This is a genomic window from Gilliamella sp. N-G2 (genome assembly GCF_002142215.1).
Lineage (GTDB): Bacteria > Pseudomonadota > Gammaproteobacteria > Enterobacterales > Orbaceae > Gilliamella.
Map to the genome: position 1 here is coordinate 65,218 of NZ_NAST01000011.1, position 24,388 is coordinate 89,605.

Consider the following 24,388-nt stretch of genomic DNA (forward strand, 5'->3'; position numbering starts at 1 on the left):
TAATAAGTATACTAATTAAATGTGTCAACTAAATTTTATAGGACTTGTTACAAATTTGTGTTACTTACGACAAAAGACGCTATAAATTATTATTAATATAATTGAATTGGTTGCGTTTAAAAAAAGCTATTTGCTAACCTAGTGCGATATCGTTTTTAGGTTCTACATCAAATACCACTTAATATACTTCATAAAATTTGGTCATAAATGTATCTAAGTGTACATTAATTGGTGTTAATTAAATGTTTTATCATTGTGATTACTGTATTGTAAGTGTTTTATGGGGGTTAATGGATATTAATGAGCCACGGAAAACTAAGCATAAAAATAAAAAAAACTTATTAATACTATGTTTTTATTTTTAATAAATTCAACCGAATATCTGAAAAGAAAAGTGTTCCCTAAAGTTGGGGGGGGGTCGTACTCATTTATTTTTGATTTATAGTTTATTTTCGCGGGTGTAAAAATCTGTTCAAAGAGGCAGTGCCCAAATTTGAGTATTAAAGAAATTAACCACCCCCATCAAAATACTTTTTATCTTTGTTTGTGACTTTTAATGATTTTATTTGTGTATCAGTTAAAGGGGGAGTTTTGATAGCCATTTATCAACTTTGGGGGTATCTAATCAAAAGGATAATTTATCTTATCCCAATATATATCCCCATTCTTTTTGGTTGTAAATGTATCTTACTGGTGCTTAATGAATAACAAAATAGGCTTTAAGCCTTGTATTTGTTAGTTTTGATGTGTTTTAAAGGATTTAAAAGAATGTCAATGAATATTGAATTGGTGCGTGGGCGGGACTTGAAATAGTCTTGTTAAAGCCTTTTCAATAAAGGTTTTTGATTTTTATTTATTGAAGAAATAGTCCCAAACATAGTCCCAAAATAAAAACTGACCCCCAATATTAGGTATTTTAATCTTGCCAAATTGAAAGGTTAAAAATTGGTTTTAGAATTTTGACGGTGTGAAAATTTATCTAGGTGATCGGTATCCGTTAATTATGTTTTAGATTTTTTATACCTCCCCCATAAAAATAAAATTTTATAAAAAAGTATGCACGGTGTTCACTACCTGCTTGAAGCCTTATTATAAAAGGGTTTGAGTGGTGTATACTTGAATGTTTACTATTCACAAGTATACACTTTAGGTATTCACTCAATAAAAAACCGCCAATTAGGGCGGCCTTATTTTAGTGGTTCAATTTGAGCTACTAGTTAGGATCTTCGGCTTTAGGTAGCCAATCTTTACACATATCTGGGTTTATTTCTAAATTAGTTTTTACCCCTATATTAGTTCGTTTTTTAATGTACGCCTTTCTATTTTCTTTTATGGCGTAATTTAATGATAAACCGAACCCACTCAAGGACAATGGATTATTAAGCCCTGTATTTCGCACATACTCAATATAAGCATGATATAAATATTTTTTAGGGTTAAATGGTATTATGCCTAAATTACCCATAAGCATACCATTGGGATGATCCAGCACATCAAGATAACTACAAAAATCTACCAAGTGGTCAGATTCGCGTTTAATCGCCGTCGCTTCGTCTGATTGTTGTTGCTGGTGTAGTCTTTCTTTGGCTTCTGCTGGACTGGTAAACTCATTTAATAGCAATCTCACAATTGAGGGTAGCTCTTGCTCTATTTTGCTAACCAAGTTTAAATCTCGCTCTTTTTCAGGGATGACCTCGCCAAAGTGAAAGATAACCCTACGTCGTGATATACCGCCATTTCGTTCGTTAAATCTCATTGCCTCGTTATTGATAACCAATACTACCGCAGGGATTTTACAAGAATAGGGTTGCTTGTGTTTTGGGTCGATTGCGACCTCATCACCGCCCGTAATTGCTTTTAAACCTGCACCACTGCCCATATAACGCGGTTGGTCTGGTAAAATGATAAGAGAGTAACCAACTACTAAGGCCCTATCTCTTGCCTTTTCCAGTGATTCCATTGTGCCTATAACAGTGTTATTCTTGCCCGATAACATAGTTGCGATTTCAGCAAAAACACTTTTACCGCTACCGCCTGCGCCTGTAACCTCTAAGAATAATTGCCAGTCATGACGATTAGCCAATATCATATATAGCGCGGCTAAGATATTTTTAGCCTTATCTTGATTGCCTGATGCTCTTTTTAGCCATTTAGCGAAGTTTGGCGCGTGAGTATCAAAAGATTCATTTTCTTTGGCGGGGTAATAATCAATATCATTACTCACCAATAACCAATCTTGCTTATTGTGAGGTCTGAAAGTTTGTGTCTTCAGCTCATAAACACCATTTTTAAAGCAAATTAAATCCTTTTGAGAACTTCCCATTACAGGTAAAGATAACCTGAGCGATTCAACCGCTGAGCTAATTCGCATAGGGTTAAATGGTTCGCCTGATTGGGTGAATAAATCGGCTAGTGTTCGCATTAATAGTTTATCGCTTATAGGTTGCCATGCGTTATCTTGATAGCGATAGATTTCATCGGTAGTAAGATTAATCGCAAGGTTATTATCATAATATTGATTAAGCAGTTCGGCGCGTTGACTTGATGCCATTTGCGATAGGTTCATGCTTGATAACTCGTTTTGCATGTTATGTTTTGTCATGGTGGATAACTCTGGTTTTATGAGGTTTTTATTAAAATGAGCCAAAGCGTTATCGCTTCCAAATTGTTGCCTATAATCATCCCAATCACATTTATAATCTGTATCGGGGATTGTGTAATAACCATTAATCGCAGTAGCCGCTTCTATCGCTTTTTCTTTACCTGTGTTTTTATGACTACCTATATCATTATCACCGGCAATAATAATATTTGCGGTAGAATTAACCTCACGGATAGCTTTGGCCACATGAATAAGATTGCCTGCATCAATAGCAGATATCACCAGTGACCGATGGCGGAATTCCGCTATCGATATACCTGTAGCTAATCCCTCACAAATAATAATCTCGGTAGCTGTGAGTAATTCTTTGTATACCTCGTCAGGTCTGCCCAATTTTGGGCTAACCCATATAAAAGCACCTTTCTTATTTGAGCCTCTCATTAAGCGCTTATTTCCGTTTGGCTCGATAAATTGACCGCCTGTATATTCACTGTTGATATTAATCAAAGGGACAAAGATACGCCCATCATCTAGCAAGGTTAAATCGAACGTTAACCCTTTTTCAGTGAGGTAATCCGATTGACCTAATATTGCTTTAGATAGCAAATAATTAACCTTTTTACATACAGGATTTTCTGGTATGTTGTTTTGTAGGTCGGATTTCAAATCCGAGCTTGTGGAGGTGTTCCTTAAATTTAAGTATTCGGCTACTTTATTGCTCGCCTCTTTCGCGTCACAATGATAATAGTTTTTAATAAGTTCTAAGCCGTCACCGCTACCGCATTGATTGCAGATATAAGTACCGCGCCCATCTTTATTATCAAATCTAAATCTATCTTTACCACCACAGACGGGACAGGGGCAATGTCTACCATTACCCACCTCAATACCTAATGAACTAAAGATTGATTGCCATTTACCTACCGCTTGAGTGGTAATTTCATTTATTCTCATTACCGCCCCCTTAATGGATTGTCCCGTTAGATTCAGCTTTGATATCCTCGACTAAATCAATAAACAATGTTGAAAGTAATTCTTGCCCGAATGGGGTTAATGCTAAGGGGGCATCTGTACTTTCTATGTACATGTCTTTTAACGCGCCATAAGTACGATTTAACCCTTCTTTTTCGCCGAAATTCTCAATCATGTATTGTTTAAGATTGATTTTTAAGCCTAGTACAATTAAATCTTTGTTAATATCAATCTTAGTGCCCTCATGAACAAATACTTGACTATCATTTTTGTTAATCTGCTCAATTAAAAACAAACCCGCTACTATCGCCATAGTTGAATCAACGATGATATGGTGAATTGCAGTTATTCTTTGTTGGTTATCCATAATAATTACTCCTTAATTTGTTCCATATATCGCCTAACTTCGGGCGGTAATCGTTTGGTTACATCTGCTAGCAAGTGAGGAATGTCTGCCTTGCCAAAAGAAAGAATTTCCACATATTTGTTATTTTTGAGCCTTAGCGCGGTGATGGTTCCATTACTATTGTGTTTAAAGTCAAACTCTTTCATTTGCTGACACCTCGCTCAGTTTCGCTGCGAAATAATTTTTTAGAATCAGTTATTAGGTCCGATATAGCCCCGAGGACATATGAGCGTAGCTCCTCACTTAATTGACTTCCTGAATCGCATTCACACATTAAAAGCGTTGTTATCGCGTCTGCCTGACCGAGTTTTGAGTTAATAGTATTAATTGCATCTAAAGAGATATTAGCCATTGTTTTTATCTCCTTTGATATCAATTTTTAATAACTCCTTATACGCATCTTCGAGTAAGTCACCAGTCGCCCAAAGTAAATTACCTGTATCGTAATGGTTAATAAAAGGCTCGTCTAATCCATCGTCTTTATAATTATGGTTATCTAAGATTACCCTAATCATGCTTTGAGCTTGCGATAGTTTGGTTTCAATATTATTTATTAATCGATGGTTATTGTTGCGCATTGTCTTTACCCCCTAATAAGTGGTATTCCTGCAGGTCATTAAAGGCTTGGTCTGCTAAATCGACTATAGCCCACAACAAATTACTCATATCCGATTGGTTAATAAACGGCTCGTCATATCCTGATAATTTGTAATTTGTATTATCTAGCGCGATTTTTGCCATACTTTTAACTTGAAGAAGTGTGCCTTCAACTTTACAAACTAGTTGATGGTTATTCATGGCTGTAGCCTCTCCAAGTTCTAGTTCGTTCAATGATTGGGGTTAATCGAATTCTGGCAATAAAGATAAGCGATTGCTTGCCTAAGCTCTTACGTGCTTCTCGTTCAGTTGTAGCTGTAGTTTGGATAACTTGAGCGGTTGAAAGGTCGTAAAATTTAAATAGTTTTTGTGTGGATACAATAGGGTTAGGGGTAGTAGTCATAATGACAGCCTCCGTTGGTTGATTATTGTAATCACCGCTAGAGGTTCCAATCTCGTTGGCGGTGACATTAGCAGGGTTGGAACTACTGGCACCAACGGAATCCAGCCACCCTTTCGGATGCCCTACTAACGCCACCATAGAAAAAGATTTGATAAACAGGCGTGCGCAAGTATTGACACAAAAAAAGACGCTTAGGGCGTCATGTGTCGCCGTTGAGTAATTCAGGGTTCCAATCCTGACACTAGATTTTGCTAGTGCAAGATTAATATAGCCCAAATTCTGAAATTCATGCAAGCGCTTTTTTATTTTTACCTTCGTTATTTCTGCTTGTCGAGAAAAACTCACCAAACCAAATAAGAAATAATTTACTAGCTTAATACCACTTTTTGGTGGTATTTGTTTTCTTGGTTTCCTTTTTATGGACTGACAAAACTTAGTTATTAGTATTCTGCTTTCCCTTTTTATGGACTCAAGAAACATACTTTTGAAATTCAACCCCATGCAATGAGTTTCCCGATGCATACACGCGTGCGTAGTGATATCAATAAAATCTTCCCTAACGTGTCGGAAAATTGCGCCGTAACGCTTCACAGGGCGATTATTTAAGGGCTGGGCATACATCTGTATTGCTGGGTTGTTATATAAGCTTGTAGTCATTTTTAAGCCTCTTTGCCGATTAATCTGGTCATGTAGCTTTGTGATAGCTTGATTAGTTCATCTTTCCTTTGCTCATAACTCCACCCCAAATCAAGTAAGGTAATATTAGAACGCTCAAGGTAGGCTATTTGGCTTAGTTGTTCTTCATTGAGGTAATCGCGGATATCACCAGTTATATTATGAGTTTTTCGGAAAGCTTTAGCTGTCATACCTAGTACAATACCGTTAATCATATTAAATTCGTTGGTATAGTTATGAGGTTTTGTCTCTTTGCCAAGTGATAGCCTGAGTAGAGTTAATGCATCACACATAGGACGACTATAATTTGCAACTTCATTGCGTGCCTTTAAGCGTTTGAGCTCTTTCTTTTGGATGGCGGGTGCAATGTTCTTAAGGTGTTCTTCACAACGAATAAAGTATTTTCTGATAGCTCGCCCGTGTTCATTGTTTTCAATCATTGCTAATTCTTTAGCGGTTCCAATTGTTAGAATATAATCAATACTTTTACGGTCTCCGCCTCGCTTAGTTGTCCACTGTTCATTATTTATACTTTGATTCCTGAATTCTAATGAATCAAAGATTAAAAAATCATCACCTTTAATTAGGTCATATTCTTTTATTCTTCCCTTTATCCATGTAGAAAAATCATTTCCTACTTTTAAGTAAGAATGTAAAGACTTTGCGCTAACTGTTTGCTGTAATTTACCGTTGAATTGCGTTTCTATTACTGGTACTAAATTATTAAAATCTGTCATAAGTATTACTCCTAACGTGTCGAAAAATTCCCCTTTTAGCTGAATTTAGGCAAGGGGAGACCGTAACGAATTTTTTCGCTTTGCTTTAAAATCAATTAGTTAATTCAGTGTTTTTTAGCTAGACACTTAACGCGAGATTGGCTATCATTGGAAGCGTCATTATTCCAGTGTTAGCCCTTTATTATTTCGCGATATAAAGGGTTTTGCTTTATCACCATTAAGCCACATCACGGCGTTCTACTCTGCGAGATTCTAGCCAAGAGTAAATCTCATCAGCTCGATAGCCAACACGGCGCAAGCCTATTCTGATTCTTTGGGGAAAAGTTTTATCTTTCTGTTCTAGCGTATAAAGGCTAGTGTCAGATTTGAAGTGAAGTAAATCTTTTACTTCTTTTTTTGATAGGATTTGATTTGTCATTAGTTATATTCTCCTGTATTTAAAAGACAATATCAGAATATAACCAAGCGCTATTACTGTCATCGCAACTGCGGTAACAGATACCGCAATTGCGGTACTTTCAATTACTCTTTTTGTAGATTCAAATTTGCTTGGGAGAACTTACCTTCTAAACTTCTCTGACTTAATCCTTTCTTACCTGGATAGTGTGCTACAAGCGCATTGATAATATCTGACTGCGAGTTATATACAGAAATTTTTCTACCATTAGGTGTTTTTGATAGCATTAAATTAACTAATCCACCAATAATATTTAAATATGTATTTTCTAGACGCTCACCAATACTTTCACTGGTAGGCAAATTATTTAATTTTACGTTTTCTTCTTTCAATTTATTAATTTCGGCAATTTGTTTTTTGTATATATTCTCTGCATTGCTAATTCTTGTTTTTAAATGATCTCTATCAGCAACTAATGCTAAATAAGCTTCGGTTGTAATGGATGTATGAGTCTTTCTCTCCATATCATCAAAAATCAGCTTGGGTTTTTCGCTTGGAAAAGTAGACATTAACCATTCTTTAAAATCTTTTAGTAAAATAGTTCTCCTTTCTGGAGCTATATGGTCGTCACTAATGCTATGTGTTTTTCCATCTCTTCCAACAGCTAGTTGTTTCGCGTCAATAGCATCCATAATTGCACGCGCTCTATGCTCTAAGCAACCTATATAGGGATGTTTTGGGATTGCTCTTTTAGCATACTCGCACTCAGATATAACCTCATTAAAATCTGTTGGTTCAATTCCACACCATAACATAGCCATTTGTTCGACGTAGTAATAAGTAAAATATTGCTGAAAATTATCGCAATTTTCCTCGTCATATTTGATTTTTTTTAGATTTTTAGATGTGTCGGAATTTAATTCTTGTTTAGTTTTATCTAGTTTATATTCTTTATCCAAAATATCTTTAATTATATCCATACGCCCCTCACGCCCCTAATAGACATTTGCGCCAGTTCGCTAGGGTTGCGAATGTTCGGGGATCAGCCTAGACGCAAATAATACTTTAACATACAGTTAGATACATTATAACACTGTATCTATATACATGAAAATAATCGTGATAAAATTGGAGGGGTAAATAATTTTTAGGAAAGAATAATGACCTTTCAATCTATATTAAATAAATCATCGACAAATACAGGTCTGATCATTTCGGATGCTGGCACGTTTAGCCTTGATATTAACACCGTAGAGCAACATACATCAAAGCTGAGAGTAACAGAAAACCCCATCGAGAATGGAGCGAATATTGCAGATCATGCTGTGTTAGATCCTAAAGAAGTCACCGTTAACGGATTAGTGGTTGGCTATGAGGTTAACACTCCGTCAATTGATAGTATTTTAGGTTACGATTTCCCCGAATATCCGTTACCTATGGAAGTTCGAGTTATAACGGAACAGGCTGAAAAAAAACTGCGACAGTATTATGAATCACATTATCAGACTGTCGAAAAAACAGTTAATAATGTGATTGCTGATTTTCTCCCTGATTATCAATCGCCACTACTCAATAATCTATCATCAGACCGCATCAGTGATGCCTATGAAAAACTGTTAGCAATTCAGCGTAGTGGTGAGCCAGTTACGTTACAGACTAACTCAAGGCAATATAAAAATATGGTGATAACGTCAGTAGGACTTACTCAAAAACAAAACACGGTTGGCGAGTTTATCATAACCTTTCGTGAGATATTTATCGTTGAAACTCAAATTGCAAATGGTTTTAAAATGCAAAAGCCGAAAGTGAGGAACTTGGGCAGAACTCAGCCTAAAGAAGTAACGGGAGAGAATAAAAGAGCGTTTCTTGAAAGATTATTAGGTAAAGAGCCATTTTTTGGATAGGTAATAGGGAATTATAAATGCACATTATACAAACAACATCAGATGACGTATTAGAGCAAACATTATCATTATTCGATATGAATCTAAAATTGACATTGAGATATAACTCAGTATTGCGCGGATATCAATTTGATTTATTCAATATTGATAAAGACTGTTATATCACAAAAAATAAAGGGCTTTCTGTTGGTAGTCCTTCTCTTATTGAGTTTAACTTGCCTTTCGTATTTGTACTTGATGATAAATCTGGGCGTGGCGTTAACTCAATATCTAAAGAGGATTTTAACAATAGGATGCAGATCGTGATAATGTCTAAGGATGAATGGCGTGAGTCACTTAGAAAGTTTTAAAATAAACGTAAAAAGTAGGCAAATTTTGAGCCATCGCGCTACATCAAAGCATCAGGCTCGCACGGTAGCAAGATAGTTGTAAGTTCTTTGATGGGTTTTTTAAATTCAACCCCATGAAAGCGATTTATAAGTTATCTTTATTATGAAGATAACTGTTTTAATTTAACAGAACTGCAAAATTGAGCGCTCTTTTTATGGACTCTAGAAACTATAACCTAGCCAAGAGAAGAATGTTTAAAATTCATGGAATAGGTTTAATGCTTTAGTGATATTAATAAAACCTTTATACCTAGAGGGGAGGGTACAAAGTTCATAACGAAGCATCCCTAAAACCACCCGTACCCATTCATTCCAGCGCTAACCCGATTTTTTAAGTTTTTTTGACCGTTATTACTAAATGGGTACCCATAAATAGCTATGGTTGAGTAATTCAATTTAATAAACCTGCTGGCTTTTTAGCAGATTGCAAATGTAATACCTGTATGGTGGAAATCACCATAGAGCATTTATTCTTTTCCTCTAATAATAGCACTGGATCAACCTTAAAATCACCCTAACTTAACATTATGATTAATAATTACTTTATTTTAATGAGAAAATAACGCTACATAAATATATTTATATTTCAATTAGTTAATTACAGGATCAAGATTATTTTAATAATGTGTATAGTAGTGAACAGTAGTGAATACTAGTGAACACCAAAAAATATATATAATAAGTATATAATATATTGATATATATAAATTAATATTAGGTTGGTGAATAGTAGTGAACACTTTATATTAAAAGTTTAAGATTATGGGGCGGTAAGAATAAAAACAACCTAATGATTGGCATAGGTAAAGGGTGACATTTGAAAAAGCACCCCTCAGATATGAGGAGTGGTTTAATATGAAGTTATTGAAGTGAGTAACTCAAATTTGAGTTACGGTTTTATCGTAACCCAAATATGGGGCACGGTATGAATAGCGCGATATGGTTAATGATTAACTAGCTTTAAATTCCGGTTACCTGATAGTGAGACATTTCCTTGGCTTGCTTGCTCGACAAAGTCACCCCACCAGTCAAGCATAATACGCTTTTGATGTTCATATTCTGCTTTGTTGTAGGCTCGCCTTACTGCGTTTTTATCTACATGCGATAACGCGCTTTCAATGACATCATAATTAAAGCCTTGTTCGTTTAAAGCGGTACTAGCTAAAGCTCTTAAGCCATGCGCAACAAGCTTATCTTTATATCCCATGCGCTTTATTGCCATATTAGCGGTTTGGCTACTCATTGGTTTGTTATAGGGGGGTCTAGCAGTAGGAAATACAAACTCACTTTTATGATTAATAGTTTTCATTATCTCAAGGATAGCTAATGCCTGTGATGATAAAGGTATATTGTGTGGTCTATCCATCTTCATGCGTTCGGCAGGAATACTCCATAATTTTCTATCAAAGTTTATTTCGTCCCACTTAGCCCCTACGGCTTCACTTGGTCGCGTTAAAGTTAGCAATTGCCATTCAATAACGCATCGAGTTTGTAGTTCAATATTTGCCATAGCCAGTGCTTGCATAAATTCGGGTAATTCAGTAGGGGGGATAGTTGGCTGATTTTTAACTTTTGGGCTATTAAAAACATCGGTAATTCTAGCGAGAGGGTTATTATCGATAATTCCCATATTGACAGCATAATACATTATTTCATTAATTCGCCGACAAACTCGCTTAACTGTTTCGTATTTATTGTTGTTATTTAATGGCTGTAGTGCATTAATTGCTTTAATAGCTGTTACTTGGTTAATGGGAATGTCTTTTATATATGGGAAAACATGATTCTCTAATGAGCGCCAAGCTTTTTTTAAGGTTTGTTCTTCTAATCCTTGTTCGGTTTTGAATTTAAACCATTTTTGAGCCATAGCATAAAAAGTATTATTGCTAGCTTCTTGTTGTAGTTGCTCTTGTTCTGCCTTATGTTCTTGAGGATCTATACCTTGTTTAATTAATTCGCGTGCTTCGTCCCGTTGTTTTCGCGCTTGTTGTAGCGAAACTTCTGGATAACTTCCGAAGCTTACAGTAGTCCTATTATTAGTTATAGGGCGGTAATATCTGAACTGCCATATTTTTGCCCCCGTTGACTTAATAAGTAAAAGCAAACCATTTCCATCATAAATAGGATAATCTTTACTTTGTGGCTTGGCATTCTTTATTTGTGTATCAGTCATTGGGGTTACTTTTTTAGGCATACTTTTCTCTTATGGGACTATGAAATTATTTTAATATGTTTGCGTAGTCCTTAATATAGTCCTAAAAATTTTGGTTGTAAATGTATCTTACTGATGCTTAATGAATAACAAAATAGGCTTTAAGCCTTATATTTGTTGGTTTTGATGTGTTTTAAAGGAGTTAAAAGAATGTTAATGAATATTGAATTGGTGCCGTGGGCGGGACTTGAACCCGCATGCCCTTAGAGCACTACCCCCTCAAGATAGCGTGTCTACCAATTTCACCACCACGGCGCCTTTTTATTCTGGAATATCGGATGTAGGATTAATCTTCTGTGGTTGAATAACAGGATCAGCAGTTGGAATTACTTCCCCATTATCGCTAGTGCTTTCAGTATTTTGTTGCGTAGTCGCAGGAGCACTATCTCCAATATTTTTAAACTCATCACTTGAAGTTGTGGTTTTTGAGCTGCCAAGATTTGATAAAATAATGCTTAACACAAAAAATAAAACACCAAGTATTGTTGTTGTGCGAGTTAGAAAATTGCCACTTCCTGATGAACCAAATAAAGTTGCAGAAGCGCCTGCACCAAAAGATGAGCCCATATCAGCACCTTTACCGCGCTGAATTAGCACTAAAACGATTATCGCAAGTGCGATAAATAAATAACCTATAATTAAAAGTTCGTACATTTCAACCTGTCAATTTTTATGTTATAGAACAGAATTTATTGATGCGAAATATTAGCGAAAGAGTGAGCAACAAGCAAGTATATTTTATTATTTTCTGTATTTATCATAATCAATTGTACGTTTTTAAGGGAAAAATCAGTATAATGTCGCCATTTTTATTCTTGGCAAATGCAGTTGTATGAAATTTATAGTTAAACTTTTCCCCGAAATTACCATCAAAAGTGAATCCGTTCGTTTACGTTTTATTAAAATTCTTACTAGTAATATTCGTAATATTTTAAAGAATGCTATTAATGATGTGGCAGTTATTCGTCATTGGGATTTTATTGAGGTTCGCCCTAAAGTTGAAAATAGTGAAAATCAAATATTAGAACTATTAACAAGAATTCCTGGTATCCATCATATTTTAGTGGTTGAAGAGCTTACTTTTACTGATTTACATGATATTTATGAAAAAGCGTTTAATCACTATGCACCTTTAATTGAGAATAAAACATTTTGTGTAAGAGTTAAACGACGAGGTAAGCACGAATTTACCTCAATTGAGGTAGAGCGTTATGTCGGTGGTGGTCTTAATCAGCATGTTGCTACTGCCAAAGTCAAATTAACGCGTCCAGATATTACGGTTAATCTTGAAATTGATAAAGATAAACTTCTACTAGTTAAAGAACGGCATGCCGGGATAGGTGGTTTTCCAACCGGAACACAAGAAGATGTCATCTCTCTTATTTCAGGTGGATTTGATTCTGGTGTTTCTAGTTATATGCTGATAAGACGAGGCTGTCGAGTCCATTATTGCTTTTTTAATTTAGGTGGCAAAACCCATGAAATTGGAGTGAAACAGATGGCTCATTATTTGTGGGATAGATTTGGAAGCTCTCATAAAGTTCGTTTTATTGCTATTGATTTTTCTGATGTTGTCGGCGAAATTTTAGAAAAAATTGATGATGGCCAGATGGGGGTTATCTTAAAACGAATGATGATACGTGCAGCCTCTAAAGTTGCACAGCGTTATAATGTTGAAGCGCTGGTTACTGGCGAAGCGTTAGGACAAGTATCAAGTCAAACCTTAACTAATTTACGTTTAATCGATAATGTTAGTAATACACTAATTTTACGTCCACTTATCACCCATGACAAAGAAACAATAATTAATCTAGCTCGTCAGATAGGTACTGAAGATATTGCTAAAACTATGCCTGAATTTTGTGGTGTCATATCGAAAAGTCCAACGGTAAAGGCAGTTAAAGAAAAAATAGAAGCTGAAGAGAAAAATTTTGATTTTGCTATTTTAGATAAGGTCGTTGAAGAAGCTGAAAATATTGATATTCGTGAAATAGCTAAACAGACTAATAATACCATTACTCAGGTAGATACCGTTACAACACTAGAAGAAAAGCACGTAATCATTGATATTCGAGCGCCAGAAGAGCAAGAGGAGCAACCTCTGGAAATCGAAAATGTTGACGTTAAGCTTATACCATTTTATAAATTGGCAACTCAATTTGGTGATTTAGATCAATCAAAGCAATATTTACTTTATTGTGCTAAAGGAGTGATGAGTAAACTACAAGCGCTTTATTTAATAGAGCAAGGTTTTAACAATGTTAAAGTGTTTAAACTGTGAATCTTAACAATTATTTACGATATTTTTCTCATATATCTATATAATATTTCCTAAAATATAAAATCTAGTTATCGTCTATTTAATAGATATAAAAACTAAGGATTTTATTACTTATTGAGGATTATAATGAGCAAATTACTTGTAGTTGATGATGATCTAGAAATTGCTTCGTTGTTATGTGAATTATTAGAATTGGAAGGGTTCACCATTGAAATTGCAAATAATGGTATTGAAGCATTAGAAAAGTTTGATGATTCAATAGATCTTGTTCTACTGGATATTATGATGCCAGAAATGAATGGTTTCAGTGTATTGTCGCAACTTAGAAGTAAGTTTACTGTTCCTGTTATATTCTTGACTGCAAAAGATAGTGAATTTGACAAAATTAATGGACTTGAACTCGGTGCTGATGATTATATTCTTAAACCTTTTAATGATAAGGAACTTATTGCTAGGATTAATGCGTTATTACGTAGGACTCGTTGGGATAACTCAAGTAATGAAAAAGCAGTCCAATATACTATTGATAAACTAGTAGTAAATAATAAACAGCAATCAGTTTATTTTGATAATAAATATATTGAATTAACAGGCACTGAATTTCAAGTCTTATTAAAATTACTTGAAAATGCAGGTAATATTATTTCTCGTGATACACTTAGCGAAACAGTTTTAGGGAAAGAATTTATTCCATTAGCTCGTTCAATCGATGTACATGTTTCTAACTTGCGTAAAAAACTTCCTCCTCGTAGTGATGGATTACCATGGATAAAAACATTACGCTCTAAAGGATATCTATTTGTTGTTGATCAAAATGATGATTTATCGCAAAATTAGGTTTTCCTAAATATGGTAAGAATCTATGTGGATATTTGACCGTCTTACAATTAAAATTTTCACAATATTCTTACTTACCATCGTTTTTTTTCTTACGCTTGTAATGCTATTACCTGAACTTGACTCGCGCAACTTAACTTATTTAGCAAATAAAGATAAGGAAAGTGGTAGAATTCTTGCAGCCCAAATTGAAAAAGATCTTAGGAAAATATCCAAAGATAGCTTCCGCTGGTGGATGAGATTTATAGTGGTAATGGATAATTATCAAAAAACTAGCCAAACTTTATTTATTGTCACTCCTAATCAACAAATAATTACTGCCGACACTAAAAACATTGATTTAGTAAAAAGTTTTAGCGAAAAATCTCATGATATTGATGACCCTGCTAAAAAAATTTATGATGATCAAGAGATTATAGGGCCTTTTCTTATCCATTATACTAATGAAGATTACCAATTATATTTATTGCAACCTGCATCGGATATTCAGTCACAATTTGTTAATTTAATTTTTGATCATCCCTTCTTACTTCTAACATTAACCATGTTGGCAAGTACACCATTCTTGTTATGGTTATCTTGGAGTATTGCTAGACCAGCACGAGGATTGCGGTTAGCAGCGGAACAAGTGGCTAAAGGAAATTTACAACAATGGCCTGAGCTTGAAAAAATAGGGTCATATGAATATAAAGCAACCGGTGCAAGTTTTAACCATATGCTTAGAGAGTTGAAACGGATGCAAGAGTTACAACAACGATTGTTTTCTGATATTTCACATGAATTGCGAACACCATTAACTCGATTGCAATTAGCAACTTCACTGTTACGTCGTAAACAAGGGGAAAGTAACGAGGTTTTACGGATAAGTGATGAAGCGATAAAACTTGATTCAATGATTGGCGATTTGCTATTGTTAGCCAGAAATCAGCATGATAATAATGAAGTTCGTGAATATGAAAAGTTAGATGAATTATTTAAAAATGTTTTAGATAATGCAACTTTTGAAGCAAATCAAATTTCTAAACAGTTTTCAATTCATAAACCTCCAATGAATCATACAATTTTGTGTTATCCAATAGCGTTATGTAGTGCGCTTGAAAATGTGATAAGAAATGCATTTCGTTATTCAAACCAACGTATTGATGTAAATTTTGTTATTCAACAACAAACAGTGACTATCACAATTGATGATGATGGTCCTGGCGTTGCTGATAGTGAACTAGAGAAAATTTTTAGGCCATTTTATCGTACTAATGAAGCTCGAGATCGTGAATCTGGTGGCACAGGTTTAGGTTTAGCCATTGTTGCTAATGCTATTACTCGAGATAATGGAACAGTTAGATCTGAGAAAAGCCACTTAGGTGGACTTAGAATTGTGATAGAATTACCACTTCAAAAAAATATTAACAGTTAAGAGAAATAATTGTGTCCACTGTACCTTTAAATGTTGTTTTATTTGAACCCGAAATTCCTGCCAACACTGGTAATATCATTCGATTGTGTGCTAACACTGGGTTTAACTTACATATTATTGAACCGATGGGGTTTTATTGGGATGATAAAAAGTTGCGACGAGCTGGGCTTGATTATCAGGAATTTGTTGATGTAAAACGTTATAAAAATCTTGAGCATTTTTTAGCTGATAACCACCTTGATTTAGTTTCTCAAGTTTATGCCTTAACCACAAAAGGCCAAAAATCACATAGTGAAGTCAATTATAAACAAGCAGATTTTTTAATGTTTGGCCCTGAAACACGAGGTTTACCAAATCGCATTCTTGATGTGCTACCGCAAGATAGAAAAATTAGAATTCCAATGGTTGCCAATAGTCGAAGTATGAATTTATCTAATTCTGTTGCTGTAGTTGTTTATGAATCATGGCGACAACTAAATTATATTGGAGCTAAATAAACTAAAATTCTTAATTTAGATATTGTTAGTTTATTGCCGTTCACTAGTTTGATTGAGTGCTGGATAGGTAATTGTCGAAAAACTGTGCCTAATTATTGAAATAAAAAAGAGGTCATATTGACCTCTTTTTTAAAAATAGCATTTATAACTCGTTGATATTATTTAACACGTGAAACATATTCACCTGAACGAGTATCAACTTTAAGTACTTCACCAATTTGTACAAATAAAGGAACACGTACTACTGCACCGGTTGATAATGTTGCTGGTTTGCCTCCGGTTCCTGCTGTATCACCTTTTAAACCTGGATCAGTTTCAATTACTTCAAGTTCAACAAAGTTTGGTGGTGTGACTGCAATCGGTTGACCATTCCATAAGGTTAAGATACATTCAGCTTGATCCACTAACCATTTAGCGTTGTCACCCACCGCTTTTGCATCCGCGGAAAGTTGCTCAAAAGTATCATTATTCATAAAATGCCAAAACTCACCGTCGGTATAAAGATAAGTGAGGTTCATATCTACGACATCAGCTGCTTCAACTGATTCACCAGATTTGAATGTTTTATCAACTGTTTTACCAGAAAGTAATTTTTTTATTTTAACACGGTTGATTGCTTGCCCTTTACCTGGTTTATAAAATTCATTTTCAACGATCACACACGGCTCGCCATCTTGCATTATTTTAAGACCAGCTTTAAACTCATTAGTACTATAAGATGCCATAAAAGCTCCAACTATCATTCTGAATTACAAAAATGAGCCATATTATACAGCAAAATGTTGAACAACCAAATAAAGATGAGTGGATTTTTGATCTCGCTAATGTGGTGACAGACATCAAAAAGCTCTATCGTTGTTTAGATTTAGATCCCAACGTTATTTCTTTACCGATGTTGCAGGCGCGAAAACAATTTCCGCTACGAGTGCCTATGGCCTTTATCAATCGAATGAAAAAAGGCGACAGTCAAGATCCGTTGCTATTGCAAGTACTTTGTGATGAGCAAGAATTAATAAATATACCAGGTTTTAGTAAAGATCCCCTTGACGAGCAACATAATGATGTTCCGGGGTTGCTACATAAATATCATAATCGCGCATTATTAATGACCAAAACCGCCTGTGCAATTAATTGTCGTTACTGTTTTAGGCGACATTTTCCTTATCATGACAATCAAGGTAATAAAAAAAATATTAGTGCAGCATTAGCGTATATTGCAGATCATAACGAACTGGATGAAATTATTCTTTCAGGAGGTGATCCATTAATGGCAAAAGATCACGAAATGGCTTTGTTAATAGCTGAACTAGAAAAAATTCCACATATCAAACGGTTACGTATTCATAGTCGTTTGGCGGTGGTGATACCTAATCGTATTACTTCTGAGTTATGTCGTTTATTTGCCAAAACGCGTTTACAAATTGTATTAGTTACTCATATTAATCATCCCAATGAAATTGATGATGATGTTACAAATGCCGTTAAATCTTTAAAGAATAGTAATGTAACAGTATTGAATCAAAGTGTTTTATTGAAAAAAATTAATGATAATGCTGATGTGTTAGCAGAGTTAAGCAATAAATTATTTTCAATTGGTATTTTGCCTTACTACATTCATTTGCTTGATAAAGTGCAAGGTGCGGCTCATTTTTTAATCGATGATGATACGGCAAGGCAAATTATGCAGCAACTGGCCAAAAAGGTATCGGGCTATTTGGTGCCTAAATTAGCTCGTGAGGTTGGTGGTGAGGAAAGTAAACGTGTTTTAGCTATTAATGATGAATAAAGGTACTAGTTAATTTGATGTCCTTATAATTTATGTATCAAAATCTCGTTGACGAAAAATAAAATAGACTCTATAATTCCGACCTCTTTAATTAATGCTGTGGAGTTTTTACTCTACTACTTGTTGATAAATTAGATTTGGATATAAATCGTCATGAAACGCACATTTCAACCATCAGTATTAAAACGCAATAGAACTCACGGTTTCCGTGCTCGTATGGCTACTAAAAACGGTCGTCAAGTTCTTGCTCGTCGTCGCGCTAAAGGCCGTGTTCGTTTAACTGTTGCTAGTTAAAAAGTTGGGTGACTAAACTCACTTTTCCTCGGGAGTTACGCTTGTTAACTCCCTTCGATTTTAATCATGTCTTTCAAGAATCTATTCGTGCAGGTTCTCCTTTTCTGACTTTGGTTACACGTAAAAACTCACTAAATCATCCTAGATTAGGTTTTGCTATAGCTAAAAAACAGGTTAAACGAGCTCACGAGCGTAATCGAATAAAACGATTAGCTAAAGAATATTTTCGTCACCATCAACATCAGTTTCCTAATATCGATTTTATTTTGATGGCTAAACAGCCTGTTATACAATTGAATAATCAACAACTAGTTGAGACATTAGATAAACTATGTCAGCAAATCTTCAAAAAACAAAAAAATTAAACAAGCTATTATTATTCATTAAACAGCATGTTTATGCAGTTAAATATATGATTGTTAATGTTTTTGTTTTTATTATCAAGCTATATCAACATGTCATTAGCCCACTATTGGGTCCAAAATGTCGCTTTACTCCTAGCTGTTCACAATATGCAATAATTGCATTTAGACGCTTCGGATTGATAAAAGGTGGTTGGCTAACGCTCAAACGTGTATTAAAATGTCACCCTTTACATGAAGGAGGAGAAGATTTTGTTCCTCCTAAGAAAATTAAAACCAATAGAGAAAAACACTAATGGGATCTCAACGTAATATTTTAGTCATTGCTTTACTTTTTGTCTCTTTCCTAGTTTGGAGAGCTTGGGAAGAGGATCATACACCAAAACCGCCAGTCGCTAACCAATTGACACAACAAATAGGTGAAGATAATTCACCGGCGGATTCTGCGCAAGGTAAAACAATCACAATAAAATCTGATGTATTGTCATTAACGGTTAATACCTATGGTGGCGATGTACAAGCTGCCCAATTGTTGAAATATGAGCAGACTCTTCATTCCGGTACACCTTTTCAACTATTAACCTCAACCCCGGATTTTATTTACATTGCTGAAAGTGGATTAACTGGCAAAGATGGTCCAGATAATGCTAACCAAGGTTCAAAAAGACCTGTGTATCAAACAGCTCAATCTGAGTATGTTTTAGCTGATGGTCAAGATGAGTTAAAAGTTCCATTTACCTATCAAGTTAATGGCGCAACCTTTACTAAATATTACATCTTACATCGTGGTAATTATGCTATTGATGTACAGTACGAGGTAAATAACCAGAGCCAAAATCCTTTAGAAGTGGCAATGTATGGTCAGTTAAAACAAACAATTGAACTACCAAAAGATGCCGTTACTGAAGGCGGTGGCGGATTAGGGTTAAGCGCTTTCCGTGGTACAGCTTACTCTAGTGCTGATACCAATTATAGTAAATATAGTTTCGATGATATTAAAGATAAAGCGTTAAAAGTAGAAACAAATACAGGTTGGATTGCCATGTTGCAACACTATTTTGCCTCTGCTTGGATTCCTGCTCAGGATCAGAATAATCTATTTTATTCACGTTCAACCGCAAAAAATTCCCAAGCGACAATTGGCTTTAAAGGTGAAACAACCGTTATTCAACCGGGTAAAACACAATCAATTAATGCTAAATTATGGTTAGGTCCTGAAATTCAAAGTGAATTGAAAGAAACGGCTAATCATCTTGATTTAATCGTGGATTATGGTTGGTTATGGTTCTTATCTCAACCACTGTTTTATTTATTAAAATTTATCCATAGTTTTATTGGAAACTGGGGCTTCTCAATAATAGTTATCACCTTTATTGTGCGGGGTATTTTATTCCCACTCACGCGAGCACAGTACCGTTCAATGGCTAAAATGAAGTTATTACAACCTCGTTTACAGGCACTAAAAGAGCGTTATGGTGATGATAGACAAAAAATGAGTATGGAAACCATGGCACTTTATAGACAAGAGAAAGTTAATCCTCTTGGCGGTTGTTTACCATTGTTGATCCAAATGCCGATCTTCTTGTCTCTATTTTATATGTTAGGTAACACGGTTGAGCTACGTCATGCGCCATTTGCACTTTGGATCCATGACTTATCTGCACAAGACCCATATTATATTTTCCCATTATTAATGGGGGCGACCATGTTCTTAATTCAGAAGATGTCACCAACTCCGGTTACCGATCCGTTACAACAAAAATTAATGACTTATATGCCATTAATCTTTACGGTATTCTTTTTATGGTTCCCATCAGGTCTAGTTTTATACTATATCGTAAGTAACTTATTTACTATTGCACAGCAACGTGTAATTTACTGGGAGCTTGAGAAAAAAGGTCTCCATGAGAAGAAAAAGAAATAGTATTGATAAAAAGGAGGAGTAAAATCCTCCTTTTTAGTAGTTAATTTTCGAGTATTGATGCGATGAATATACAAAAACAATTTAATTTAGTCGGTAATGAAAAAGGTTACTGGTTCGTTAGCAAAAATGGCCGATTATGGTTGCCTAATGGTGAGGTTCCTAATGGTGTTGCGAGTGAATTTGGTTTTACCAATAATTTAGCTCAATCAATCGGTGAATGGAATGGGCAAACTGCATGGTTGATTTGCCAAGAAATGCAAGATTCAATGGGTTCGATTAGACCTTTACTCAATATTGGCGATCAATCATTATTTAATATGGCTGGCAGGGCAGTACAGTTGTCAGAGTTTTATCGTTCTCATAAATATTGCGGCTATTGTGGTCATGAGATGTATATCAGTCAAACCGAATGGTGTTGTCTATGTGATCATTGCCAGCAACGTTATTACCCACAAATTTCACCATCTATTATTGTCGCTATTCGCAATAAAAATAAAATTTTATTGGCTAAACATGTAAGGCATAATCAAGATAATTTATATACTGTATTAGCGGGTTTTACAGAGATTGGTGAAACCATGGAAATGACAGTAGCTCGTGAAGTGTATGAAGAGTCAAAGATAAAAATTAAAAATATTCGTTATGTTGGTTCTCAACCTTGGCCATTCCCTAACTCCATGATGATGGCTTACTTAGCTGATTACGAGAGTGGCGAAATTACCATCGATAAAAATGAGTTAATGGAAGCAAATTGGTATCACTATTCTCAATTACCCAAAATACCAGAGTATGGCACGATCGCAAGGCGTTTGATTGAAGATACCGTAATACTTTGCCGTGAATATGATGAATATGGTGAGTAAAACTCATCATATTCACTTTATTTGGTAAGTTATAGATACTCGATGGTTCTGGTTAAATTAATTTTACTTGAACCATTTCCTGTTGTTTCACAAACAGCTTTGGTCCAGTCATTATTTTGGTTATATTCAGAATAACTACAAGTTTCAGTAGATTCTAATTCTTGTTCATTTTTATCATTGATGATGACTTCACCTTTGGCAGATAATTTGAAGGTTCGAGTGATCGTTTTTTCTAATTGTTTTTCTGCATTATAAATAATATCTTTTTCTCTTACTAAAACGGGTAATTGTTTTTTATCATCCATTTTTACATAAGCGTTATATAAAACTTGTTCCACTTGATTACTTTGATAAATAATTTTACTGTTAAAAATAATATTATTATCAGCAAAGTTGGATAAAGTAGTTTCAACTAAGCGGCCTTGTTCATCAAATTCACTATTAGCGACAATTTCATCATTACTATTTTTCATACCAATGATATTTTTAGATTCATCGAAGGTAATGTCATAACTGTTTCTGGTATCTTTCATACCATAAATGTATTTAGCTGTATCATAATTTATTTCGCCATATAATCCTTCCAAGTCGTAATCTTTAACATAACCTTTATCGTTATAATTAATAGATTTTTTATCTGAACTTTGAATAGTTTGATGTTTAATGAGTTTTTTATTAGGTAATAGTTCTGGTTCGGTATGAAATAGATAGCTATTGGTTACTTGGGTAGATAACTGTGATTGGTTGTCATTACTAGAATTTGTAGCATTGTTTTCATTGTTATTTGTTGTAATTGTAGTTTTATCAGTTGTATCATTTTGGGTATTAGTATTAACTTCGTTATTTTGATTAGTCGATGGAGTTGCATCAGATGATGGTTGGCTGTCTTTTTTATCATCACACCCAGTTAATAAAAGAATACTTAATAAGAAAAGATAGATATAATTTTTCATAATGTTGGCTTCTTAATGTTATTGGTTAAAATTTTATTTATATCTAATAGCGATATTAATATTTCGATTCATCAGTTTATTCTAGCTATGAGCAATAATATTTTTATTATTGAATAGTTACTTGATCATCATATCAGACTAATCTTCACTCTCATCACTTAATTTGTGATTTTTAGTGTCAGAATAAGTAACTTAATATATTTTATCCATAAATTAAGATTTTGTAATTGATTTAGTTTAATATTTATTAAAAAAATTAAAACATTAATGATGTTATTGATTATGGAAAAGCTTGATTGAGCTAATTTGAGGTATGTTTTTATCTAAAGAGATTCGATTTTGCTTTAAAAAGTTGTGCTTGTTTTTCCGTTGTTAATCATATCAATTCACTATAATTAGTAAATTGATATGATAAATATAATACAGCTACTACTGGTTATTGAGCCATTGAGCTACTTGCTTAGCAAAATAAGTTAACACACCATCGGCACCTGCTCGTTTGAAACAGAGTAGAGATTCCATGATAGTGGACTTTTCATCTAACCAACCGTTTTCGATTGCAGCCATCAACATTGCATATTCTCCTGATACTTGATAGGCAAATGTAGGCACTGCAAAAGTTTCTTTTACTCGGCGAACAATATCTAGATAGGGCATACCAGGTTTAACCATGACCATATCTGCGCCTTCACTTAAATCTTGATAAATTTCTTGTAAGGCTTCATCGCTATTTGCTGGATCAAGTTGATAAGTTTTTTTATTGCCACCTTTGATATTATTGGCTGAACCAACGGCATCACGGAAAGGTCCATAAAAGCTAGATGCATATTTTGCCGAGTAAGCCATAATTTGGCTATTAACAAAATTATGTGATTCTAGCTCTTTACGTATTGCGCCAATTCGTCCATCCATCATATCACTTGGTGCAATAATATCTGCCCCTGCATCAGCTTGTATTAATGCTTGTTTTTTTAAAGCTTCGACAGATATATCATTGAGAACATAACCGTTGTCATCAATGATGCCATCTTGACCGTGTGTCGTATAAGGATCGAGAGCCACATCAGTTAAAATTCCGAGTTCTGGTATTTCTTTTTTTAATGCTCGAATTGCTTTAGGAACTAAACCTCTTTCATTATAAGCTTCTTCGGCTAATAGTGATTTAAGTGAAGAATCAATAGCCGGAAACAATGAAAGTACTGGTATACCTAGTTTAGCAACTTGTTCAGCTTCTTTCACTAATATATCAATACTCATTCGTTTTACATTTGGCATTGATGGTACGGATTGACTGATATTGTTGCCTTCAACAATAAATACTGGATAAATTAGATCATTAACCGTCAAATGATTTTCTGCTACCAGACGACGACTAAAATCTTGTGCACGGTTTCGACGTAAACGTTTTTGTGGATATTGACCAGTAAAAAAAGACGACATAAAACACCTATATATCTTTAATTAAACTATTTTATTATCTGATTGAAAAAGTAGATTAGCAAATTAATTTACTATATAGTAATTATACGATATTTTACTTTACAACCTATACCAAATAGGAGTAAAATTGCGCACTAATTTTGGTCCTTTGTGATATTAAACAAATTTGAGGTGAGAGGCACATGCCAGTAATTAAAGTACGTGAAAATGAACCTTTCGATGTAGCATTACGTCGTTTTAAACGTTCTTGCGAAAAAGCAGGAGTATTAGCTGAAGTTCGTAATCGTGAATTTTACGAAAAACCAACAACTATTCGTAAACGCGCAAAAGCAGCTGCTGTTAAACGCCATGCTAAGAAATTAGAAAGAGAAAACGCTCGTCGCACTCGTCTATATTAATTTTTATATTCTAGATATAAACAATTTTAACAAGCCGTATTATTA

27 protein-coding genes and 1 tRNA gene are annotated in these 24,388 nt (G+C 34.6%); 13 read left to right on the forward strand and 15 right to left on the reverse strand.

Going from position 1 to position 24,388, the window contains the following annotated elements:
- Positions 1-1,213: 1,213 nt before the first annotated feature.
- From B6C99_RS06775 to B6C99_RS06820, 9 genes are all read right to left on the reverse strand, one after another.
- Positions 1,214-3,556 carry a primase-helicase zinc-binding domain-containing protein gene (locus tag B6C99_RS06775; protein ID WP_086359152.1) on the reverse strand — a complete coding sequence of 781 codons (2,343 nt, stop codon included), beginning with the start codon at positions 3,554-3,556 and terminating at the stop codon, positions 1,214-1,216.
- A gap of 10 nt (positions 3,557-3,566) precedes the next feature.
- A complete protein-coding gene (locus B6C99_RS06780; protein WP_086359153.1) occupies positions 3,567-3,941 on the reverse strand; it encodes a hypothetical protein in 375 nt (124 codons plus the stop codon).
- Between the two features lie 5 nt (positions 3,942-3,946).
- The gene (locus B6C99_RS06785; RefSeq protein WP_086359154.1) at positions 3,947-4,126 is read right to left on the reverse strand and encodes a hypothetical protein; all 180 of its coding nucleotides are present in this window, start codon (positions 4,124-4,126) and stop codon (positions 3,947-3,949) included.
- 198 nt (positions 4,127-4,324) lie between these two features.
- Complete coding sequence (locus B6C99_RS06795) at positions 4,325-4,558, reverse strand: hypothetical protein (RefSeq protein WP_086359156.1); 234 nt, start codon at positions 4,556-4,558, stop codon at positions 4,325-4,327.
- On the reverse strand, positions 4,545-4,778 hold the full coding sequence (locus B6C99_RS06800; RefSeq protein WP_086359157.1) for a hypothetical protein: 234 nt from the start codon (positions 4,776-4,778) through the stop codon (positions 4,545-4,547). Before B6C99_RS06800 ends, B6C99_RS06795 begins: the two co-directional genes overlap by 14 nt.
- Positions 4,771-5,637, reverse strand: a complete 867-nt coding sequence (locus tag B6C99_RS06805) for a host cell division inhibitor Icd-like protein (RefSeq protein WP_143413941.1) — start codon at positions 5,635-5,637, stop codon at positions 4,771-4,773. Before B6C99_RS06805 ends, B6C99_RS06800 begins: the two co-directional genes overlap by 8 nt.
- A 2-nt stretch (positions 5,638-5,639) precedes the next feature.
- Complete coding sequence (locus B6C99_RS06810; protein ID WP_086359158.1) at positions 5,640-6,392, reverse strand: antA/AntB antirepressor family protein; 753 nt, start codon at positions 6,390-6,392, stop codon at positions 5,640-5,642.
- Between the two features lie 217 nt (positions 6,393-6,609).
- Positions 6,610-6,810, reverse strand: a complete 201-nt coding sequence (locus B6C99_RS06815) for an AlpA family transcriptional regulator (RefSeq protein WP_086359159.1) — start codon at positions 6,808-6,810, stop codon at positions 6,610-6,612.
- A gap of 104 nt (positions 6,811-6,914) precedes the next feature.
- Positions 6,915-7,769: a hypothetical protein gene (locus B6C99_RS06820; protein ID WP_086359160.1), complete on the reverse strand. Its 855-nt coding sequence runs from the start codon at positions 7,767-7,769 to the stop codon at positions 6,915-6,917.
- A 180-nt stretch (positions 7,770-7,949) separates the two neighbouring features.
- On the opposite strand from B6C99_RS06820, the gene B6C99_RS06825 reads away from it, so the two are divergent.
- Positions 7,950-8,693, forward strand: coding sequence for a phage baseplate protein (locus B6C99_RS06825; RefSeq protein WP_216819410.1), 744 nt, complete (start codon positions 7,950-7,952; stop codon positions 8,691-8,693).
- A 17-nt stretch (positions 8,694-8,710) separates the two neighbouring features.
- Entirely contained in the window at positions 8,711-9,043 is a 333-nt protein-coding gene (locus B6C99_RS06830) for a hypothetical protein (RefSeq protein WP_086359161.1), read from the forward strand.
- Between the two features lie 982 nt (positions 9,044-10,025).
- On the opposite strand, the gene B6C99_RS06835 is transcribed toward B6C99_RS06830, so the two are convergent.
- The 3 genes from B6C99_RS06835 to secG form a co-directional block, all read right to left on the reverse strand.
- Positions 10,026-11,276: an integrase domain-containing protein gene (locus B6C99_RS06835; RefSeq protein WP_086359162.1), complete on the reverse strand. Its 1,251-nt coding sequence runs from the start codon at positions 11,274-11,276 to the stop codon at positions 10,026-10,028.
- A 187-nt stretch (positions 11,277-11,463) separates the two neighbouring features.
- Positions 11,464-11,549 (reverse strand) — tRNA-Leu (locus B6C99_RS06840).
- Positions 11,550-11,555: 6 nt separating this feature from the next.
- Positions 11,556-11,948: a preprotein translocase subunit SecG gene (gene secG, locus B6C99_RS06845; RefSeq protein WP_086359163.1), complete on the reverse strand. Its 393-nt coding sequence runs from the start codon at positions 11,946-11,948 to the stop codon at positions 11,556-11,558.
- Positions 11,949-12,126: 178 nt separating this feature from the next.
- Between secG and thiI the strand changes: the two genes are divergently transcribed.
- The 4 genes from thiI to trmL all read left to right on the forward strand — a co-directional run bounded on the left by thiI (position 12,127) and on the right by trmL (position 16,323).
- Positions 12,127-13,575, forward strand: coding sequence for a tRNA uracil 4-sulfurtransferase ThiI (gene thiI, locus B6C99_RS06850; RefSeq protein ID WP_086359164.1), 1,449 nt, complete (start codon positions 12,127-12,129; stop codon positions 13,573-13,575).
- Between the two features lie 126 nt (positions 13,576-13,701).
- A complete protein-coding gene (locus B6C99_RS06855; RefSeq protein ID WP_086359165.1) occupies positions 13,702-14,412 on the forward strand; it encodes a response regulator in 711 nt (236 codons plus the stop codon).
- 31 nt (positions 14,413-14,443) lie between these two features.
- Positions 14,444-15,826, forward strand: coding sequence for an envelope stress sensor histidine kinase CpxA (gene cpxA, locus B6C99_RS06860; RefSeq protein ID WP_086359177.1), 1,383 nt, complete (start codon positions 14,444-14,446; stop codon positions 15,824-15,826).
- A gap of 11 nt (positions 15,827-15,837) precedes the next feature.
- Positions 15,838-16,323, forward strand: coding sequence for a tRNA (uridine(34)/cytosine(34)/5-carboxymethylaminomethyluridine(34)-2'-O)-methyltransferase TrmL (trmL, locus tag B6C99_RS06865; RefSeq protein ID WP_086359166.1), 486 nt, complete (start codon positions 15,838-15,840; stop codon positions 16,321-16,323).
- Between the two features lie 158 nt (positions 16,324-16,481).
- Here trmL and efp read toward each other — a convergent pair whose 3' ends face one another.
- Positions 16,482-17,048, reverse strand: coding sequence for an elongation factor P (gene efp, locus B6C99_RS06870; protein WP_034882790.1), 567 nt, complete (start codon positions 17,046-17,048; stop codon positions 16,482-16,484).
- A gap of 32 nt (positions 17,049-17,080) precedes the next feature.
- Here efp and epmB point away from each other — a divergent pair, with 32 nt between their 5' ends.
- The 6 genes from epmB (at position 17,081) to nudC (ending at position 21,552) form a co-directional block, all read left to right on the forward strand.
- Positions 17,081-18,109: an EF-P beta-lysylation protein EpmB gene (epmB, locus tag B6C99_RS06875; protein ID WP_086359167.1), complete on the forward strand. Its 1,029-nt coding sequence runs from the start codon at positions 17,081-17,083 to the stop codon at positions 18,107-18,109.
- A 153-nt stretch (positions 18,110-18,262) separates the two neighbouring features.
- Positions 18,263-18,403 (forward strand): 50S ribosomal protein L34, encoded by a 141-nt coding sequence (rpmH, locus tag B6C99_RS06880; protein ID WP_025314679.1) that lies wholly within the window; start codon positions 18,263-18,265, stop codon positions 18,401-18,403.
- An 8-nt stretch (positions 18,404-18,411) separates the two neighbouring features.
- Complete coding sequence (gene rnpA / locus B6C99_RS06885; RefSeq protein WP_086359168.1) at positions 18,412-18,768, forward strand: ribonuclease P protein component; 357 nt, start codon at positions 18,412-18,414, stop codon at positions 18,766-18,768.
- A gap of 47 nt (positions 18,769-18,815) precedes the next feature.
- Positions 18,816-19,061, forward strand: a complete 246-nt coding sequence (yidD, locus tag B6C99_RS06890) for a membrane protein insertion efficiency factor YidD (protein WP_034882864.1) — start codon at positions 18,816-18,818, stop codon at positions 19,059-19,061.
- Positions 19,061-20,689: a membrane protein insertase YidC gene (gene yidC, locus B6C99_RS06895; RefSeq protein WP_086359169.1), complete on the forward strand. Its 1,629-nt coding sequence runs from the start codon at positions 19,061-19,063 to the stop codon at positions 20,687-20,689. Before yidD ends, yidC begins: the two co-directional genes overlap by 1 nt.
- Before the next feature lie 62 nt (positions 20,690-20,751).
- Entirely contained in the window at positions 20,752-21,552 is an 801-nt protein-coding gene (gene nudC / locus B6C99_RS06900) for an NAD(+) diphosphatase (RefSeq protein WP_086359170.1), read from the forward strand.
- 29 nt (positions 21,553-21,581) lie between these two features.
- Here the strand turns inward: nudC and B6C99_RS06905 are convergent, their stop codons facing one another.
- Positions 21,582-22,505 carry a hypothetical protein gene (locus B6C99_RS06905; protein WP_086359171.1) on the reverse strand — a complete coding sequence of 308 codons (924 nt, stop codon included), beginning with the start codon at positions 22,503-22,505 and terminating at the stop codon, positions 21,582-21,584.
- A 429-nt stretch (positions 22,506-22,934) separates the two neighbouring features.
- Positions 22,935-23,945, reverse strand: coding sequence for a porphobilinogen synthase (gene hemB, locus B6C99_RS06910; RefSeq protein ID WP_086359172.1), 1,011 nt, complete (start codon positions 23,943-23,945; stop codon positions 22,935-22,937).
- Between the two features lie 182 nt (positions 23,946-24,127).
- Here hemB and rpsU point away from each other — a divergent pair, with 182 nt between their 5' ends.
- On the forward strand, positions 24,128-24,343 hold the full coding sequence (gene rpsU / locus B6C99_RS06915) for a 30S ribosomal protein S21 (protein ID WP_034882800.1): 216 nt from the start codon (positions 24,128-24,130) through the stop codon (positions 24,341-24,343).
- Positions 24,344-24,388 lie beyond the last annotated feature (45 nt).